The following is a 19,115-nucleotide window of genomic DNA, read 5'->3' as shown; positions in this document are numbered from 1 at the left end:
TAGATATAAGACCTCCTTTCCGATAAACCGTATTTTGCTTCCACGTTAGTTCAATTCCGGGGTTACCAGTACCGTTAACAGCTTGCAATGCTGCAATTCCGGCAATTGTGCACCTTCCGTATCGGACGAAACCAATGTTTCTCCCTTCGAACGCTCATCCAGCGAAACCAACTCGTAATGGGCCGATTCGCTGTATGTGATATGTGCAGTCGCATTTTTCTCTAAATAAGGATTAAATACACGGACGATATAACCATCACTATGCTCTGCTTTCTTGAATGCACTCAAGATTACATTGGAATCCTTGCTAAAAGATAACAGGCTATAGTTTTGCTCAAATATTCTTTCTTCGTCTCGGAAGGCAAAAATTAAACGGCCGTTCAGAAAATCAGACAGCTGGTAGCTGGACAATGGTGTTAAATATTCCTTGGCCGCTTGAGCAATGCCCGCCTCATCAAACCCGGACTCGTGGACATGTAGAACAAACGTAAATGAAAGCTCACCGAGCAGCTGTGCATCTGGCGTTTCTACGATCTTTTCTCCTGAGGCACGACCCGGGCGGTATAGCAGATTCTCCTTGCCCATATAACCAAAAGTGCGGAATAACGTCAGCGCTATTGTATCATGTTCATGTCCAATGATTTCATATTCCCTTACTCCTTCAGTCATCACGGCTACTCCATGGGAACCATTGTTTAATGCAACATAGCTTTGCATAGCTTCAATGGTGATCGGCTTTTCCGTCCACTGCTCCCGTTCCCATACCTTTACTTCCTCCAGCGTAGTTGGACGGGCAATGACTCCGAACGGCTGATCTGCAATAGATAGCTTAGAGGCAATCCCGGTATCAAATAGCACCCGCAGACGGTGACTCAGCACTCGGTTGTCCACATCCACCGAGAAACGTATCAGGCGTTCACCTTTCCGCAAGGAGACCGATGCCTGCAGTGGCAACTCAGCTGAAGTCCCAGCAGCGGAACGCTCATTTAAATCATACGGAACCTTCAGTTTCATCCGAAGGGACAATTCTTCGGATACCGTACTTTTGGATGTTATCGTCTCCACATCAGTACCAAGCGAAGAAACTGTAAGATCACGTTCCGGTGGAGAATAGTTGTAGGAATCTCCATCATCTCCGTTTTCCTCGAACACCATCTGATCTGAGTACACACGTCCCGAAATTTTATCCGTGATGCTTAATGCCCCGTTCTCCTGTACGGCTATGCTATAGAATTCATTTTCAATATGTTTTCCGTTGCTACGTTCTGCTGTTGCATCCCCTGTTGCACTAAAATCAAATATAATTTGTGTGTACCCCATAGCAGGTACTTCCTGAAGCTCCACCAACAACTTGGCACGGAATACACGCTCAGGCAGGTACACCTTTTTGCTCGGATTCAGATCAATATGCTGACCGAGCACGTAGTCTGTTTGTTCCACTTTCTCGGTAATCGTATACAAAAGCTGCTGACCGTTCGTATCCCGAATGACAAAGCTTCCTTCCGGCAAGTAAGCATCAATTTCTGTCACTCCCTTGCGCGGGTAAGGCAACGTATTAAAGATGGTGAAGGCAAAAGTCTCCTCCTGCTTAATCTTCGACGCGATCAGTCGCTTGTGCAGCTCCAATACATTCTCCGCGATATCTCGCGCCTGTTTATAACGAAAAGCCACATCCCGATTCGTCGTATCACTATTGCATCCACCAATGCTGTCGTGGGCTGCATTTTCAAACAAGAGCTTCCATATATCCTTCACGATATAATGTGGATATTCATGCCCAAGTGCATGGCTGATCGACAGTACAGGCTCCAGCGTGTTCACGATTAAATGTTCAATCTCGTTATTTTGCTGCTTAAGGTCAGCTCGTGTGGAAAAAATCGACTTATGAATACGCATATGCTTGGCTTCCATAAGCTCTCCTTTCAGTACAGGAAGGTCGTTGCTGTCCTTTTCAATCTCTTCAAGGAAACGTTCCGGCTCATTCATCACATATTCCCGTTCCGGGTCCAGCTCGTTGAATGTGCGAATCAATTCTGGCAAGTTCAGGCGGATAGGTGCTTGGTCGAAGCCGTTGGGAAAATAAACATGGCGGGTAGACGCTTTTTCTTCCAGCGCACCGATCTGGCTGTCGAGATACGCCTCAAGTTCTCCCGCTTCCTCTGGAATATTCCCACCATAGTAGTAGCCAAACGGCATCTGTACCGCAAACACCTGACTGCCATCCGACCCCTTCCACAAAAACTCGGTTTTAGGATTCGTATTATCGGCTACCCCGCGCCAGAATAGAAAATGCCGAATACCGAACTCCTGATAAATCTGCGGCATCTGCGCCGACTGGCCGAAGGCATCCGGCACATAACCGACCTTCATGGCATGACCATATTTCTGCGCCGTTTCCATACCGTAATACAGATTACGGACCATCGATTCACCGGAAATCACCAATTGATCCGTCTGCGTATACCACGGCCCGGTCATCAGGCGTTTATCGCTTACCAGACGGCGAATGCGCTCTTCATCCTCCGGGCACCAGCGGGTATAATCGTCAAGCAAGGACCCTTGGGCATCCAAAAGATAGTATTTAAAACCGTCCCCATTCTCCAACGCATCCAATACTTCTTTCACATGCTTCACCAAGTAGACTTTGGATCTGGAAGTGGTAAAATACCATTCTCGATCCCAGTGAGTATGTGGTATGACATGCACTTTCGTACGGCTCATTCTCGTTCTCCCTCCATGCTGTCTATTCTTTATCTAGTGATATTTAGTCAAATACAAGCTCAATGTCTTCTCCATTTTTCTTAACAGAGGCCTCTTTCGTTTCAGCCTGCTGCTGTTCTTCCTCACGGAAATTGACGAGCAAGGTTCCTGCCACAATGATTAATGCGCCTGTAACCCCTCCAGCCAGATATGCAAACGGAGTACCTACGGAGATGGCGCCATACAAACCGCCAATTGGAGGCATGATGACATGTGCGCCCAGCAAAGCCGTCAATGCTGCACCTGCTGCGCAGGCAATCATATTTAATGGAATCAGCTTGGCAGGGTTACGCAGTGTAAACGGGATAGCCCCTTCCGTAATTCCGATAATGCCCATGATCACGGAGCCTTTTCCAGCTTCCCGATATGTTTTGGAAAAGCGATGTTTCAGAATTAAGGTTGCAATTCCATAGCCTAGCGGTGGAATACAGATGGCAATGTTTACGAAAATATTGGGTAGATACACACCCGACAGGAATAACGCATTTCCCGCCATCCAGGCAGCTTTATTGACGGGACCCCCAAGATCGAACCCAATCATGGCTCCCAAAATTAAGGCTAGCGCCAAGGTGCTGGTTCCGCTCTCACTCATATGCTTAATCCAGTTGACCAGTCCTTCATTAATCGCGCTCAACGGCCCACCTAGGATGACGGACATGAGAATCCCGGTTAAGCCTACCGTAATGAGCGGCAAAATAATTAGCGGAACAGAACCTGCGGCCGGACCTGTGATTTTCACTTTGTTTTTCACCCAGAGGGTGACATACCCCGCGAAAAAACCTGCAACAAGAGCGCCCAAGAATCCCGCATTCGTCTCCTGTGCCAGCACGCCGCCAATCAGCCCTGCAGCAAGTGCAGGCTTGTCGGCAATTGAATAGGCGATATACCCAGCCAGAACCATGTTTAGCAGTCCAATTCCGCGCCAGCCTACATTTTCGACTAAGTATAAAATATGAAGAAATCCACTTTTGTCAGCATATGGACCAAAGTCAGTGACACCCATTGTCAGACCGATAATTTTACACACGGCAACAATCAAGGAGCCTGCAATAATAACCGGAAGCAGGTAAGAAATACCTGTCATCAGATGCTTTTTAGCTTCACTCAGCCATTTTTTCATCATGTTCTCCCCCATCATGAATACTACTGTTATTCAAAGGCTCATCGGATATCATTCAGATCATCTACGCTGCTGATTGTCCGTGTTGCCTCCCTAATCTTATTTTTGAGCAGAGATGGCCTCCACCGCTTTGGTAAGAACCGCTTCCGCATTGTTGACCGCATGACCGATTTTAACGCGAACGATTCTTTTATCTTCAAAACGCTCTGCATCCTTCACTGTCTGATCCGAGGCAATCAGTACAAAATCCGCCGCTGCAATGTCTTCCTCCGTAAGTTTGTTCACTTGGCCTAGTGCGCCTTGCTGCTCCACTTTAATATGGTGACCGAGCTGTGCCGCCGCTTTTTCCAGTGCTTTTGCCGCCATTGGAGTATGAGCCAACCCTGCGATACAGGATGTAACGCTTACAATTTTCATTATGACACCAACCCTTCTGTATACTGTTCCAGCAAATGATACACATCGCTGCTGCTATTGGCACCCGCTACCGCCTCTTTAAAGGAATCCTCTAAGAGCAGGGTTGCGAGCGAGGAAATAATTTGTAAATGGGATACATCCACGGACCCTTTAGGCACCAAAATACTAAAAATATACTGGACAGGCTTGCCATCATGAGAGGCCCAGTCAATGCTATGTTCCAATCGGATCACGAGGACTGCTGGTCTGGTGACCACTTCGCTCTGCGTATGAGGTATGGCAAACTGATCCTGAAGCCCTGTCGAATATACCTTTTCCCTCTCCCACAAATCCTGCACCAGTTGTTCCCTATGGACGGTGACACCCAGCTTTTCAGCCTCTTGGGCAATAAACTCAAACACAGCCGATTTGGTCTCCAGCTTCTCATCCAAATAAATCTGTTCTCTAGTAATCATGGTGGATGTCTCTCCTCCCTTCTATCTATAGGTGAAACGCTTACAAGTTTATTTTAGCCGACTCTTCCTCCATGTTTTATCTATAAAATTTCCCTATCCAAGCGGAAATGCACTAGACATTGTTCATAAAAGTTTTGTGATAGGCATTCCGGTATTGGGAAGGAGTCATGTGGGCTCTTTTTTTGAACAAACGCATAAAATACTTCTCATCGGTATATCCTGCCTCTTCGGCAACCTGCTTAATGCTCATATCTGTACGGGAAATCAACTCTTTGGCTTTGTTGATACGAATACTGTGAATGAACTCCAGGGGACGCATGCCTGTATTTTGCTTGAACAAACGAGAGATATAATCCTTGTTGTAATTGAATTTTCGGGCTAAATCCGTCACAGTCAACGGCTCTTCAGCATGAATTCGAGTCCACTCGATAATTTTGTTAAAACTCACATTCCCCTGTGAACTGACAGGATTGGAAAGCAAGCGGCTAAGCGCCAGTTCAGATATCTCGATCAGTAACGAGGTGAACAAATAATTTGCACTGTGATACGTAAGGTAATGTGAGTTGGCTACATGCAAAATCTGATTGACGATAATATGAATCCGATCTCCGTTGTCTGCCTGTACACATTGCGGTAAATAGATATCACGCATCACACCGTGACGCTGCAAAAGCCCATCCATAGCACTTGTTTCCTGCTTCATTTCTTCATTAGATAATACATTCGGGGTCGTGGGAACATCGAAATGAAACCAATAAAATTTCACGCCTGGCAATGACTCCTGGTATCCTTTATGCGTACGACCGGGGTAAAGCAATAGAATATCTCCCTCGCCTACTTCAAAATCTTCCCGTTCCTCCCGTATATATACCGTCTCTTGGACACCTAGGATCAGCTCAAAATTCTCAATGGAACGACTCATATGCTTCCAAGGTACCTCGTTAACAAACTCGCCTGCCGAGATCAGTTGAATCGGAGCATCTACATTTACTTTTAGATAGGTCATGTTATCGCCTCTTTAGGTTCATGTTCGGATTTGTCCACCCATTGTATGGTTAAGCTACTGACATACCGCGATTCCAATGCTAATGTAGTGGAGAAATATACACTTTCATCTTAGCTAAGGAGCGATGATTTTGAAAGCTAAAGCTTTTGACTTGCATAAAGTAAGAATTGATTCCGGCCCACTTTTACATGCGATGGAACTGAATACGGCCTATCTGCTGAGTTTGGAACCCGACCGTTTATTATCACGCTTTCGTGAATATGCGGGACTGGAGCCCAAAGCGGCTCACTATGAAGGCTGGGAAGCGCGTGGCATCAGCGGACATACACTCGGTCACTACCTGTCCGGCTGTGCACTGATGTTTGCCTCCACAGGCGACGAAAGACTGTTGGAACGCGTGAACTATGTGGTCGACGAACTGGAAATATGCCAAAACAGTCATGGAAACGGATACATTTCCGGCATTCCACGTGGGAAAGAGATTTTTGAGGAAGTAAAAGCCGGAGATATCCGCTCCCAGGGCTTTGATCTGAACGGCGGCTGGGTGCCGCTATATACCATGCACAAGCTTTTTGCGGGCTTGCGTGATGCACATCTGCTGGCGCATCATCCCAAGGCCCTGTCTATAGAAATCAAACTCGGCAACTGGCTGGAGGATGTACTTCAAGGGCTGGACGATGATCAGGTGCAGCAGGTGCTGCATTGCGAGTTTGGCGGTATGAACGAGGTGCTGACCGATCTGGCGGAACATTCGGGAGAAGAACGCTTTTTAAGCCTTGCGGAACGCTTTTATCACGGAGAGGTGCTCAATGATCTCGCAGATAGCCAAGATACGCTGGCAGGGCGACATGCCAATACGCAAATTCCCAAAATCATTGGCGCTGCACGGCAATTTGAAATGACGGGCAAACCGCAATATGCGGACCTGTCTCGCTTTTTCTGGGATCGGGTTGTTCACAAGCATTCCTACGTGATCGGCGGCAATAGCTATAATGAACATTTTGGTGAACCCGGGAAGCTGAATGACCGCTTGGGCGAAGGTACCTGTGAAACTTGTAACACCTACAATATGCTGAAATTAACAAGACATATGTTCGAGTGGGACGCCTATGCAGCCTATGCCGACTACTATGAACGAGCGATGTTCAATCATATTCTGGCTTCACAGCAGCCTATAGATGGACGTGTGTGCTATTTTGTATCGCTGGAAATGGGAGGACACAAGTCCTTTAATTCTCAATATGAGGATTTTACATGCTGTGTCGGTTCCGGTATGGAAAGCCACTCCATGTACGGCACTGCGATTTATTTTCACACGCCAGAAACGATCTATGTCAATCAATATGTCCCTTCTACCGTGTCATGGGAAGAGATGGGCGTACAGCTCAAACAAGACACTCTCTTTCCGCAAAATGGACGGGGAACGCTGCGCGTCATCAGCAAGGAGCCCAAATCCTTCGCGATCAAGCTAAGATGCCCGCATTGGGCAGAGCAAGGGATGATGATTAAAATCAACGGGGAAGAGTACGTCACAGAGGCTTGTCCTACCAGCTACGTTGTAATTGAACGGGAATGGAACAATGGGGATACGATCGAGTATGACATTCCTATGACCGTGAGAGTCGAGGAAATGCCGGATAATCCACGCCGAATTGCTTTTATGTATGGGCCGCTAGTGCTGGCTGGGGACCTTGGTCCTGTTGAGCAGGAATCCAACGAAGAACGTCTGCTTGCGTCTGTTCTGATCGGATCGGCCGACTCATTAACAACGAAGCTGATTGCTGACCGGAACGAGCCCAATACATTCCATACGACCGACTTAGGCTATATCGGAGACTTGAAGCTTCGTCCGTTTTATCAGATGTATGATCGTTCATATACCGTCTATTGGGATCTCTTTTCCAAGGACGAATGGACAGCAACCGAGGCAGAATATCGTACCGCGTTAGCGTATCAGCTAGAGCTGGAACGACTTACAGTGGACGTTGTGCAGCCTGCCGAAATGCAGCCTGAACGGGATCATGCCTTTACTGGCGAGCATGTAGGTCTGGGGTCCATCTATAACCGCAAATATCGCGATACCTGGCCTGGGGGCTGGTTCTCTTTTGTCATGAAGGTGCTTTCGGATGAGCCTGTCCAATTGGCGGTCACTTATTTGAAGGACTTGAGCCGTCCTCATGGTGACTTTGACATCACTGCGGATGGTCAGATTTTAGGGGAAGGCAAGCTGGAGTCTGAGGAAATGAATAAATTCGAAACGTTCACCTATGAGCTTCCTCTATCTGTGACGAGCCAGAAGAATGAAGTGACGATTCAATTCACAGCCCATCCACAAGGTAAAGTGGCGAAAGTAGCTGGATTACGAGTGATTAGACACTCTATTGTATGATCAAATTATCTATATAAATCTACTATTTCGCCTACTCCGTTTTGATGTTCGTTTTTTAAAGGAAGCTTATAAAACAACAAGCAGACGCTCCTATAAGCTGTCTGCTTGTTCTGCTTACTGCCTTATAACTTCGATTCATCGTTATTGCTCCATGTTCACTTCACAGCATGTTCATTTCACGGAAGCTGTCTCTAATCTTGCGTAGCTCTTGCTGTGCCCTGCTGTATCGGGAAGCGTAGGTCCAGGCAAGCACCTGATGATAATGTGAAGGCGTTTCAATCGTAGTCACGTTATACATGATCGGAGTCCCGTCTACTTCTCCTTTTAGGGTAAACTCAATGGCTGGGTATCCATTCACCACCAAGTCGGAGGCAATCCCCAATTCAGAGTCCGTAATTCCTGACACCAAATGTTCCTCAATGATTCCTTTATATTCTTGAAGAGTCATACTGCTGTCAAAGTCGCTTTTCGGTTCAGACAATACAATCAAATATCTTTCGGTCAATTCATTTTTAATGGAAATATCCGCTTCCTCATTAATCATATTATCTCGTGACCAATTCCACGGAGCCGTAACCGCAAACTGGCTATCCTTACTGGTAAATACCTCAGGCTTCACGATTTGAGTAATGAGCGTAGAAATTAAAGATACAGCAAAGACAATCGAAATGATCGTCATCAGGATGATTGCTCCTGCAAAAATCCCGGTTTTCTTTCTGCCGGCCTTTCCCAAATCCCTTACCTTAACCACATATGTACTCGCAGCCATATCTCCAATCCGTTGTTTCCGAGGTGTCACCAGCACACATAACCCCGCGGGCAGTCCCAGAAAAAACAGCGGATTCGTATCTACCAGCTGTATGAGGGTGCGGATCAAGGATTTAACCATGCCTGGCGGCCTTCCTTCTCCATTCACGACCTGAATACGAAGTACAAATTTGCCCAGCGTATAGCCCGTAAGTCCTTCCAGTAACAGATAATAGCAGAAGGAGCCAATCAGGAAAAGCATCACTACCATGCCCATATTTGGGGTTTCCGCTTCAGATACTTTTTTCGCTGTAAAATAAACCAGCCCTCCATACCCAAAGACGATAAGAATGAAGTCAACCATCCAAGCCGCCCATCTTCTGAAAAAAATAGAGGCTCCGTATGTTTCTGATAATACTGCCATCTTATCCGGTTCTCGTCGATGATAGCCGCCAGTCGTCGCATATGGTCCCGGAGCGACTGTAGATGGATTGTTCGTTACACCATGTTCCTCCAAATGATACACCTCTGCTGTCAATTTAATCCCGGTTAAGTATAGCATCCTTTTTCATCCAGTGAAGCAAGCCTGACAGTGCACTGGAGTAAACCGAATCCCGCCGATGAACAAACCACACCTCTAATTTGCAATATTTTTTGGGCAAACGATGAGAAGCAATACTTCCCGCCTCCTCTGCCTTTGCAATCGACGATTGTGGTAACATGGACACCCCTAGACCAGAGGCTACACCACCCAAAATGACTTCCAATGTCCCAAACTCCATAACCTGATACGCAGCCACACCTGCTTCGCTCAGAAAGCTTTCCGCTCTTGTACGATGCGTGCACCCTACGTCGAAAAACAGCATAGGCTTGGCAAGCAGCTCGTCCATGTCCTTTTTCCCTGGTTCCGAGATGAGCACCAACTCCTCCTCAAAAGCTGCAACATACTCTATATGCGGATCATCGACGGGGCCATAGACGAACGCTCCATCTAATTCGTAATTTAATACCTTTTGTACGAGATCATGGGTGCTGCCTGTCATAAGCGATAGATGGACATCAGGATATTGAGCGTGATATTCCGTCAATAAAGAAGTCAGATGCGTAACCGCCGCCGTCTCAATCGACCCCAGTCGCAAAGGTCCCGCAGGCTGGTCTGAATATTGAGTGGACTTTTCAGCCTCGTCCAGCAAGGTCAGTATGGTATCCGCATATTCCAGCAGATTCTCTCCTGCTGGCGTTAGCGCCATTCCCCGGTTAGATCGGCGAAATAGCGGTACGTTCAATTGTGCCTCAAGCTGCTGAATCCGCGAGGTCACATTGGACTGTACATAGTTCAAGGCTTGCGCAGCCTTCGTGATACTGCCCTCGCGAGCGACGGCCCGAAAAATTTTCAAATCACTGCTTTCCATGTACACGTCACCTGCTTGGTATGATCATTTGTGATACTCACGTTCGATTTTGTTCATTTTACCGGATGCTTGCCGCTCTGTACAATTCAATATACATGCAATTGCATCTAAATTCGCACCACGGGAGGTTTTAAAATGAAAGCCCTGATACATGCCAGCAAAAATGGCCCTGAGGGTCTGATGTATACAGACGTTACGGACAGACAGCCAGGGCACGATAAGGTGAGAGTAAAACTCAAAGCCGCAGGCTTGAACCATCGGGACCTATTCCTCATGGCAGATCGAGCTGCCAACGATGCTCCACTCATTCTCGGATCGGATGGAGCAGGTGTGATTGAGGCTGTGGGTGCTAGTGTCCCAACCTCGCTGGTAGGCACCAATGTAATTATCAATCCCTGTATCGGATGGGAGAATACGCATCATGTTCCCTTGGTTCCAGCCATTCTGGGCGGACCTTCGGACGGGACATTCGCTGAATCGGTTATCATCCCCGTCCAAAATGCCGTCAGCAAGCCAGCATACCTTTCATGGGAAGAAGCAGGGGTACTGCCTTTGTCTGCTTTGACCGCTTATCGCGCGCTCTTCACAAGAGGCCAGTTACAGCAGGGTGAGCACGTCCTCATTCCCGGTATTGGCGGTGGTGTAGCCACGTATGCCATGCTTATGGCTTTAGCGGCAGGTGCACGGGTCACCGTCACATCACGCAGCGAAGCCAAGAGTCAGGCTGCCCTCGCCCATGGCGCTAATCATGCATTCGACAGCCATAGCGAATGGAAAGAAAGTATGAACGGAGACACTGTGGATCTGGTTCTTGACAGTATCGGTCCTGCTACATTCGATAAATATTTTGATATCCTCAAGCCGAACGGTCGGATCGTTACATTTGGCGCAAGCTCAGGAGATCGAGTAGAGATTCCGCTGCGGTCTATATTTTTCCCTCAAATCAGCATCATCGGCACCTCTATGGGCAGTGGCGAAGAATTCGCAGCTATGCTTCAGTTTATGGAGCGCCATGCACTCCATCCGATTATAGATAGCGTATTTCCTCTACAAGACACACCGCAAGCCTTCCACCGTATGCAGCAGGGAGCGCAGTTAGGCAATATAGGAATCAGGATAGGGTAAGGGGTCTGAACGAAGTATAGGAGTAGAAAAAAATCCACTACCGTAAAATGCCTTCATCCAGAAGTCAATTTTATGGTAGTGGACCTATTCAGTCGATCAAACGATGCTGGACCCATTTGTTGCCGCGGAAGCGCCAAAGGAAAACGATCCCTCGCACGCCCCATTCAATATCCATAGCCAACCAGACACCAACAATCCCCAGGTTGAACACTATGCCCAAAATATATCCAAGCACCACCCGACATAACCACATGGACAGCATCGAGGTGAGGGACGTAAATTTCGAATCACCTGCTGCTCTAAGCGCAGAGGGTGTGATAAAGGCTATGGACCAGAGCGGAATCTGGGCCAACGTATTAATCAGTATGACAACAAAAATGTCATCTACGATTTCGGCAGGCGGATGAAACAGCCCCACCATCGGCTCAAACAAAGGCATCAGGATTAATCCCATTACAATAAATGAACAAGACGACAGCCAAATAAACGATTTGGTAAACTTCCGGGCATCCGCGACATTTCGACGCCCCATGCATTGACCGACCACAGTTACAATCGTAAGAGCCAAAGCATTTGCAGGGATTTGGAACACATTAGCTAGGGATGAGCAAATGGCATTGGTCGCCAACGCATTTGTCCCCAGGCTCACAATGAAAATTTGGGTTAAAATTTTGCCCCCATTAAAAAACATCTGTTCCGCTGCAAAGGGAAGCCCGATAAACAGAATCTTTTTAAGCATAGCCAGATTAAAATAAAGCATATCTCTAAGCTGAACACGCAAGTCATCATCTACCCTGACCAAATAGATCAGCGCGCATACTGCTCCTGCATATCTGGACACATTGACGGCAATCGTCATGCCCAGCACACCCATATCCAATACATTAATGAATACCACATTAAGAAGCACATACGAGAGGTTCATGATGAGCGAAAGAGCCAGCGATGCCCTCGTCTTCCCAATGCCCCTCAGCGCCCCACACACTGCCTCAACGATTGCAATCCCCACAAAAGACATACAGCTTCCCAGCAGATATACCTTACCGTTAGCTAATACATCTGGCGAGGCCGAACCAAACAGAACACTTAAAATCGGATTGTACAAAACCATCATAAACAAACTGATACATAAGGCCAGCAAGGAAACGGAGGAAATGGTGCCGGATGCAGCTTTAGAGACCATGAGGTCGTTACCGCTCCCCTTATACTGTGCCACGACAACCGTTCCCCCGGTAGACACTGCAACAAACACATTAATCAGAAAAATATTCAAAGAATCGATCATATTTACAGCACTGACTGCCGCCATCCCCGACGAGCTAATCATTGCCGTGTTCACCAAATTAAGACCCACAATAAAAGCCTGATCAATCAGAAGCGGGATAAACAGCGCAATAATCTGTCGATAATCAATAGACTCTCCTGAAAAATGCTTATTCAGAAAGCCATGTGTTCTCATCCTTACACTCAGTTGACTCATATCATCACATTCTTTTTCTCAAATTGAAAAAAACCCTTCAACAGAAGAGCCTTCATGGCGAAAAAATGTATAAAGTTGCAAGGCTAGATGTGTCTAGTTCTTGATTCTGTACACTTTTCTCTACATAGAAGTATTGCTCCAAAAGAAAATCCTGTCAATGGCTTTACTCACATTTGAATAGAAAAAAACAAAAAAACCTGCTCAGCTCAGCGAACAGGTTTTGGAGCAGCATTATAATGTTTTAATATATCATTAAACCCTTGTTAAAAGAATGTCTATGATCTTCTCGCAATTAAATCTTGTTGGATAGAAGCTTCATTCTTTTCGAATTTTTTATAAAAAAACATAGGAATGATTCCGATCAAGAAGACGATAAATGGCAGCCAGATAAAGCTAAACTGAATGCCGGACAACGCCGTAGGGGTTTGAACTTTCCCAGCGATGTAACCAGTGCTGCCCATGATCCATGCTGGCAATAATCCGCCGATTCCGCTACCTGCTTTAATACAGAATGCGCTTCCAATGGAGGTCAGGAAACCACTTGCCCGAATACCATTTTTCCATTCCCCATAATCGACTGTATCTGACAACATCGCAAACGGCATAGAACATGCAAAGCCTGATCCTAACGCACCAATAATCCAGCCGATAATAATGAGGGTTAAGTCTGTACTGCCCATTAAAATCACGACTTGACCCAGCGCAGCTAATATCAATCCGATAATCATAATCGCATTTTTACTTAATTTTCTGGCGAAAAACGGAATCAGAACCATCGAGATCAACTGCAGGGAGGTCAGTCCATTGATTAAAGGTACTAAGTCCTTACTGTCCAGATTGTACTGCAGATAAAAGATTAGCGTTGCTGAACGAATATTCAAACCAATCCAGTAACACAAGTTGGCAGCTACAACGAGCATCCAGGGCCAGTTTCGTTTGATGGCTGTAAAGCTTTTAGCAATGGGAACGGATTTCGTTTTCACTGCTGCATTTTCTCGCAAATCGGCAAACGCTATGAAAAACATAATAATCGCCATGATTCCAAATAAAACGAGCGTTAAGGAAAATCCTTTTTGATCATTCCCCTGTCCAAAGAAAGCGACCAAAGGTAACGTAAACGTCGTGGCGATGAAGAAACCCACATTCCCCCCGACCATGCGGAAGGAGTTCAAGACTACGCGTTCATTAGAATTGGTGCTCAGATTAGGCAGAATAGACGTAATCGGCGTACTGATTCCGGTATAAAGGATACCTGCTATGATATACGTAATGGCGGCATATGCAATTTTGCCCGACTCACTCCAATTGGGTGTCGTAAACGTAAGGACCATGAACACAGCGAACGGAATAGCTAACCATAGAAAATAGGGTCTGCTCTGGCCGTATTTCGACTTGGTTCGGTCAATCAGGATGCCCCAAATCGGGGCATCAATGGCATCGATAAAACGGGTGATAAATAGTAATGTCCCGGCAATCCCGATAGAAAGACCGAATACATCTGTATAAAAATATAATAGATAACTGGAAATGACACAGTATAGTAGATTGCCTGCTGTATCCGTTAATGAATAGCTGATTTTACGATGAAAAGGAACGGTACTTGCTGCCTTTTCCGGTGATTCCGTACTCACAATTCTCGTACTCATGATCTTTCCTCTCCCCATGCGAATGAATTATGATTCATAAACCCATACACGCATTTCCCCTTTAGCCCGATTGCACCAGGCGTAGTAAGGAATGGCGGTAATTTGTTGAGGAACAAATTCAGGAGGCTCCGAGCTATATAATGCGTTCGAATTTTTTACCCGGTATCCCTCTATGGTCAGCTTTACAATGCCACCCAGCAGGTTTTCGCTGAATTCTTCCGTAATGAGGCTATCCTTCGTCAATCTTAATCCTGCCAAATTCGCTCCATTATCCACTTCTTCCAGACAGAACACGACTGGGCCGCGTTGGAGAGCAATTTGCTGCTGGTTCATGGAGACAAGTGGATTGCTCCGAATGCGCTCAACTGGCATAGCCAAATGCAGAGTTACCACATCTCCGTCCTTCCAAGTACGCTGAATCTCGATATAGCCATTTTCCAGATGGTCTAATGATATAACTTCCCCATTCACCTTCACCTCTGCCTGCTTGCACCAACCCGGAATCCGTAGTGCCCATTTGAAGGAAGTCGGCTCTGTTACGTGGATCGAAAAGGTTAGATCCGCATCCCATGGATAATGATGAGTTTGTGTAATTTCAACCTCATGACCAGATAAAGTCATGTTCACCTTGCTGGCAATATACAGATGCGTATACAACGTATCATCCGTTTGGGTGTACATATTGTCCTCAACCGATGCAATCATTCGTGCCAAATTGGGCGGACAGCAGGCGCAGAAGAACCATTTTTGCCGTTCTGTTTTTACATGCTCCTGATCTTTTCTGGATTTTTGAAAAGGATTAACCTCCAGCGGATTCACGTAGAAAAACCGTTTTCCATCCAGGTCCATCCCACTAATCGTTCCGTTGTATAGCGCACGCTCCAAAACATCGGCATATTTCCGGTCTGGCGCTAAGCGCAGCATACGATTGGCCCAAAAGGCCAGCCCTACAGAGGCACAGGTCTCACAGTACATGCTGTCATTGGGAAGATCGTGATGGCAAGTGAACGCTTCCGCGTTTACAGTAGAACCGATCCCTGCGGTGATGTACATTTTATGATTCGTTACATCATCCCACAGCGTTTCACAGGCTTGTAACAGGGAAGCATCCCCTGTTTTCGCAGCCAAGTCCGCCATCGCAATATACAGATACACCGCTCTCACCGCATGGCCGACTGCCTCTTTTTGTTCCCGCACAGGTTGGTGTGCTTGCTGGTATTCGAAGCCTAAGCCAAAATTAATGTTGTTATCATCATTCCAGGTAGGCTCTGTTTGAATATGTTTTCTCTTTTCTTGTTCCTCTGCAAAGTAAATAGGATGCTGTCCCCGCTGTTCAATAAAATATTGCGCTAATTTGAGATATTGATCCTTTGCAGTTACGTCGTATAATTTGATCAAGGCCAACTCAATTTCTTCATGTCCCGGGTAGCCTTTCCGTTTCCCTTCTTCCGTACCAAAAATCTGCTGAATCAGGTCTACGTATTTCTCCATAATGTGAAGAAACTTCGTTTTGCCCGTCGTTTCATAATAAGCAACAGCCGCTTCTATAAAATGCCCTGCACAATACAGCTCATGATTATCTCTTAGGTTCGTCCAGCGATTATTGGGTTCCTTCAGCAGATAGTACGTATTCAGATACCCATCCTCAGCTTGAGCTCTTCCCAACAATTCAATCACTTCATCAGCCCGCTCTTCAAGCGCAGGATTCGGATGATCCCTTAAGCTAAAGGCAACTGTCTCCAGCCATTTGGCAATATCACTGTCCTGGAAAACGGTTCCATAATACTCCCCACTGGATTCCCCGGCTGCAATCCTAAAGTTTTCAATCGCATGACTGGGTTCTGTATCTGGTAATTCATCATTTAATGCTTTCCACTGATAAGGAATAACCTCTTCCGCCACAACCTGCTTATACTTTTTCCAAAATAAATCATCAACGATGACATGCTTAACTGGCTTTGCCGTTTTCATTGGATAAACATCCCTTCCTGGAAATAGAACGCTTTCATTTTTGAAAAAATAAGGATAAAGTAATGATAATATCGTACAAGCTAACCTGAGCTCCCCTTGCTACGTCCTTATTTTATCAACCTGAATTTATAAAAAAAATCGCGATCTTTAACTAAAACTTATACGATTTCACACACAAAGGAGCTGGCTTCCATGAGCAAAACAGACTTTCTATCATTCCTTGTCCCTCCGCTGCCTTATTTCATTGAGGGGAATTTTACTACATATCAAAAAGGGGATTGGCACCCGAATAGGTATAATCTGGGTTATTTTGACGTAATAATCATTAAAGAAGGATTGCTGCACATTGGCGAAGAGGACGAAGTGTGGAAGGTAACTGAAAATTACGCTCTCATTCTTGAACCGGATAAACATCATTTTCCCATTGAGGCATGTACAGAACAAACCTCCTTTTACTGGTTCCATTTTCAAACCAATAGCATGTGGTGCGCACAATCCTCGCCCAATCCTATTATACCCAGCACCCCCATTCCCGAGCTGCATTTTCATTCAGAACATACGACCATTCATTTGCCCAAAATTCAAAAAGTGGTGAATCCGCATGAGCTATTTTCGAAATTAGACTATTTACTAGCCTCTACTTTAAAACCTAGAAAGCTGGCACTATGGGAGGCCCAACAGACGTTTGTGAATGTTTTTCAGAGTTTGGAGTATGATCAGAATAATAAAGACAGCTCCTCTAAGTTGGCGGAACAGATCGAAATATACCTAAAACAGAATTACAAAAATACAATCACCAATAAGGATTTGGAGACCCATTTTCACGTACATCAGAACTATCTCGCCAGATGCATGAAGGTCGCCTTCCAGCGCACACCACTTGAGTATTTAATGGATTATCGCCTGGATCAAGGACGCAGTCTTTTGCTGCAAACTGACTGGTCTGTCCAACAAATTACCGAGGAAACAGGATTCTCCCAAGCAAGCTATTTCTCCAAATGCTTTAAAGAAAAGTTCGGAATGTCTCCAAAGAATTACAGACAACAATACTGGAAGCCAGTCCAGTGAATGCTTACATCTCCTTTACATTCCTTTTACATTTTCATTGTATCCTTTTGATATTCTCGCTTTATACTGAGTCGGTTATATCATTTTCACTTCAGAAAAGGGGCATACATATGAAGTCAACTAAACTCGCATTATTAGCCATTTTAACGGGGGTTCTGGTATCACCAGAACTGACCCATGCGGCAGACATTCAGCCATCCGGGTATGCATCACTACGAACACAGGCAGATAAAATGGGGGCCACAATTACATGGGACAGTGATGACCACTCTGTTTTGGTCAAACTGAAAAATGGCATTGTCGGGACCTTTACAGTGGGTGAGAAGCAATATCGTCTAGCTGGACTAAGCGGAAAAGCGGACCGGGAAATTAAGATGATGAATGGAAATGTATATCTTCCTACAAAACTTCTTACAGCGCTTGAAGCAGAGAACAGCAAATATGCAGATCCAAAGGATGCAGTCCCCACCTATAAAGTGATCCCTTCTGCTGAAACAGAAGCTGTGGAGGATGGAGAAGACGCAGCCGACGACCCTGCAATCTGGCTCAACCCGGCCGAGCCAGAGAAAAGTAGAATTTTAGCAACCAATAAAGGCGGCGGGATTTTAGTCTATGATCTGGAAGGCAAACAACTGCAAAACATGAAGGTCGGAAAAATGAATAACGTGGACCTTCGTTACGGTTTCACATTGGGCGGCAAAAAAATTGATATCGCAGGGGCAACCAATCGAACCAACAACACGATTGATATCTTTGCCATTGACGGTGCATCAGGAAAGCTGACCAACGTGGTTGGCAAACCTATTAAAGCATCTATGAAAGAAGTGTACGGATTCAGCTTATACCATAGCCTCAAGACAGATAAATTTTACGCGCTCGTGTTGGGCAAAGAGGGTGAATTTGAACAATATGAGCTGACTGATGACGGAAGTGGCAAAATTGCAGGTAAGCTTGTCCGCCAGTTCAAGCTAGATACGCAATCTGAGGGCATGGTTGCTGATGATGAATATGGTACGATCTACATCGCTGAAGAGGATTACGCCATTTGGAAGTATAGTGCCGAGCCAGACGGTTCATCCGAGCCGCTGCGACGTGTTGATATTGCAGATGGGCGTAGACTCCACGATGACATAGAAGGACTTACATTGTATTACGGTAAAGATGGCAAGGGGTATCTCATGGCCTCCAGTCAAGGAAACAGCAGCTATGCGATCTATGAACGACAAGGCGACAATGCATATATAAGCAACTTTACGATCAGCGCGAGCCCTACCGTTGACGGTACGTCTGTCACAGACGGTATTGATGTTCTTGGCTACGGATTAGGCAAGAATTTCCCTCATGGTATCTTCGTTGCACAAGATGACGAAAATCTTCAAAACGGCAAAAAGTTAAATCAGAACTTTAAAATGGTGCCTTGGGAGCGAATCGCTACGGGAGCCCCTACTCCGCTAACGATAGACGATGGCATCAACCCGCGTGAATTGGTAAACAGAAGCACGCAGTAATGCCCGTCGGG

General features: G+C 45.9%; 14 protein-coding genes. 4 read left to right on the top strand and 10 right to left on the bottom strand.

The genetic code is table 11. The features are described from left to right. Positions 1-45: 45 nt before the first annotated feature. The 5 genes from mngB to ACUUJN_RS01185 all read right to left on the bottom strand — a co-directional run bounded on the left by mngB (position 46) and on the right by ACUUJN_RS01185 (position 5,758). Positions 46-2,721, bottom strand: coding sequence for a mannosylglycerate hydrolase (gene mngB, locus ACUUJN_RS01205; protein WP_076159860.1), 2,676 nt, complete (start codon positions 2,719-2,721; stop codon positions 46-48). 43 nt (positions 2,722-2,764) lie between these two features. Continuing rightward, entirely contained in the window at positions 2,765-3,880 is a 1,116-nt protein-coding gene (locus ACUUJN_RS01200) for a PTS fructose transporter subunit IIC (protein WP_023986531.1), read from the bottom strand. A gap of 99 nt (positions 3,881-3,979) precedes the next feature. Continuing rightward, entirely contained in the window at positions 3,980-4,297 is a 318-nt protein-coding gene (locus ACUUJN_RS01195) for a PTS fructose transporter subunit IIB (RefSeq protein WP_023986530.1), read from the bottom strand. Continuing rightward, on the bottom strand, positions 4,297-4,752 hold the full coding sequence (locus tag ACUUJN_RS01190; protein ID WP_023986529.1) for a PTS sugar transporter subunit IIA: 456 nt from the start codon (positions 4,750-4,752) through the stop codon (positions 4,297-4,299). The genes ACUUJN_RS01195 and ACUUJN_RS01190 overlap by 1 nt, the downstream gene beginning before the upstream one ends. Positions 4,753-4,864: 112 nt before the next feature. Further along, a complete protein-coding gene (locus ACUUJN_RS01185; RefSeq protein WP_028541895.1) occupies positions 4,865-5,758 on the bottom strand; it encodes an AraC family transcriptional regulator in 894 nt (297 codons plus the stop codon). A 130-nt stretch (positions 5,759-5,888) separates the two neighbouring features. Here ACUUJN_RS01185 and ACUUJN_RS01180 point away from each other — a divergent pair, with 130 nt between their 5' ends. Next, positions 5,889-8,147 carry a beta-L-arabinofuranosidase domain-containing protein gene (locus ACUUJN_RS01180; protein ID WP_484669177.1) on the top strand — a complete coding sequence of 753 codons (2,259 nt, stop codon included), beginning with the start codon at positions 5,889-5,891 and terminating at the stop codon, positions 8,145-8,147. A gap of 160 nt (positions 8,148-8,307) precedes the next feature. On the opposite strand, the gene ACUUJN_RS01175 is transcribed toward ACUUJN_RS01180, so the two are convergent. Both ACUUJN_RS01175 and ACUUJN_RS01170 read right to left on the bottom strand, forming a co-directional pair. Next, the gene (locus ACUUJN_RS01175; protein ID WP_484669176.1) at positions 8,308-9,456 is read right to left on the bottom strand and encodes an RDD family protein; all 1,149 of its coding nucleotides are present in this window, start codon (positions 9,454-9,456) and stop codon (positions 8,308-8,310) included. Further along, complete coding sequence (locus tag ACUUJN_RS01170) at positions 9,434-10,306, bottom strand: LysR family transcriptional regulator (RefSeq protein WP_484669175.1); 873 nt, start codon at positions 10,304-10,306, stop codon at positions 9,434-9,436. The genes ACUUJN_RS01175 and ACUUJN_RS01170 overlap by 23 nt, the downstream gene beginning before the upstream one ends. A gap of 135 nt (positions 10,307-10,441) precedes the next feature. Here ACUUJN_RS01170 and ACUUJN_RS01165 point away from each other — a divergent pair, with 135 nt between their 5' ends. Further along, positions 10,442-11,431, top strand: coding sequence for a zinc-binding dehydrogenase (locus ACUUJN_RS01165; protein ID WP_484669174.1), 990 nt, complete (start codon positions 10,442-10,444; stop codon positions 11,429-11,431). Between the two features lie 88 nt (positions 11,432-11,519). Here the strand turns inward: ACUUJN_RS01165 and ACUUJN_RS01160 are convergent, their stop codons facing one another. From ACUUJN_RS01160 to ACUUJN_RS01150, 3 genes are all read right to left on the bottom strand, one after another. After that, positions 11,520-12,911 carry an MATE family efflux transporter gene (locus tag ACUUJN_RS01160; RefSeq protein WP_053324395.1) on the bottom strand — a complete coding sequence of 464 codons (1,392 nt, stop codon included), beginning with the start codon at positions 12,909-12,911 and terminating at the stop codon, positions 11,520-11,522. Between the two features lie 275 nt (positions 12,912-13,186). Then, a complete protein-coding gene (locus tag ACUUJN_RS01155; RefSeq protein WP_023986522.1) occupies positions 13,187-14,557 on the bottom strand; it encodes a glycoside-pentoside-hexuronide (GPH):cation symporter in 1,371 nt (456 codons plus the stop codon). A 27-nt stretch (positions 14,558-14,584) separates the two neighbouring features. After that, the gene (locus ACUUJN_RS01150; RefSeq protein ID WP_068938371.1) at positions 14,585-16,528 is read right to left on the bottom strand and encodes a glycoside hydrolase family 127 protein; all 1,944 of its coding nucleotides are present in this window, start codon (positions 16,526-16,528) and stop codon (positions 14,585-14,587) included. A 192-nt stretch (positions 16,529-16,720) separates the two neighbouring features. Between ACUUJN_RS01150 and ACUUJN_RS01145 the strand changes: the two genes are divergently transcribed. Then, positions 16,721-17,596 (top strand): helix-turn-helix transcriptional regulator, encoded by an 876-nt coding sequence (locus ACUUJN_RS01145; RefSeq protein ID WP_484669173.1) that lies wholly within the window; start codon positions 16,721-16,723, stop codon positions 17,594-17,596. A 110-nt stretch (positions 17,597-17,706) separates the two neighbouring features. After that, positions 17,707-19,104: a phytase gene (locus tag ACUUJN_RS01140; RefSeq protein ID WP_279834994.1), complete on the top strand. Its 1,398-nt coding sequence runs from the start codon at positions 17,707-17,709 to the stop codon at positions 19,102-19,104. Positions 19,105-19,115: the final 11 nt, after the last annotated feature.

It is taken from the genome of Paenibacillus sp. LRG-1 (assembly GCF_057220305.1).
The sequence above is the reverse complement of the archived record's forward strand: the minus strand, read 5'-3'. Positions and strand labels throughout refer to the sequence as shown.

Excerpts from the sequence above, each read along its gene's own strand:
- mngB (WP_076159860.1), bottom strand. The coding sequence starts at position 2,721 with ATGAGCCGTACGAAAGTGCATGTCATACCACATACTCACTGGGATCGA.
- ACUUJN_RS01200 (WP_023986531.1), bottom strand. The coding sequence starts at position 3,880 with ATGAAAAAATGGCTGAGTGAAGCTAAAAAGCATCTGATGACAGGTATT.
- ACUUJN_RS01195 (WP_023986530.1), bottom strand. The coding sequence starts at position 4,297 with ATGAAAATTGTAAGCGTTACATCCTGTATCGCAGGGTTGGCTCATACT.
- ACUUJN_RS01190 (WP_023986529.1), bottom strand. The coding sequence starts at position 4,752 with ATGATTACTAGAGAACAGATTTATTTGGATGAGAAGCTGGAGACCAAA.
- ACUUJN_RS01185 (WP_028541895.1), bottom strand. The coding sequence starts at position 5,758 with ATGACCTATCTAAAAGTAAATGTAGATGCTCCGATTCAACTGATCTCG.
- ACUUJN_RS01175 (WP_484669176.1), bottom strand. The coding sequence starts at position 9,456 with ATGCTATACTTAACCGGGATTAAATTGACAGCAGAGGTGTATCATTTG.
- ACUUJN_RS01170 (WP_484669175.1), bottom strand. The coding sequence starts at position 10,306 with ATGGAAAGCAGTGATTTGAAAATTTTTCGGGCCGTCGCTCGCGAGGGC.
- ACUUJN_RS01165 (WP_484669174.1), top strand. The coding sequence starts at position 10,442 with ATGAAAGCCCTGATACATGCCAGCAAAAATGGCCCTGAGGGTCTGATG.
- ACUUJN_RS01160 (WP_053324395.1), bottom strand. The coding sequence starts at position 12,911 with ATGAGTCAACTGAGTGTAAGGATGAGAACACATGGCTTTCTGAATAAG.
- ACUUJN_RS01155 (WP_023986522.1), bottom strand. The coding sequence starts at position 14,557 with ATGAGTACGAGAATTGTGAGTACGGAATCACCGGAAAAGGCAGCAAGT.
- ACUUJN_RS01150 (WP_068938371.1), bottom strand. The coding sequence starts at position 16,528 with ATGAAAACGGCAAAGCCAGTTAAGCATGTCATCGTTGATGATTTATTT.
- ACUUJN_RS01145 (WP_484669173.1), top strand. The coding sequence starts at position 16,721 with ATGAGCAAAACAGACTTTCTATCATTCCTTGTCCCTCCGCTGCCTTAT.
- ACUUJN_RS01140 (WP_279834994.1), top strand. The coding sequence starts at position 17,707 with ATGAAGTCAACTAAACTCGCATTATTAGCCATTTTAACGGGGGTTCTG.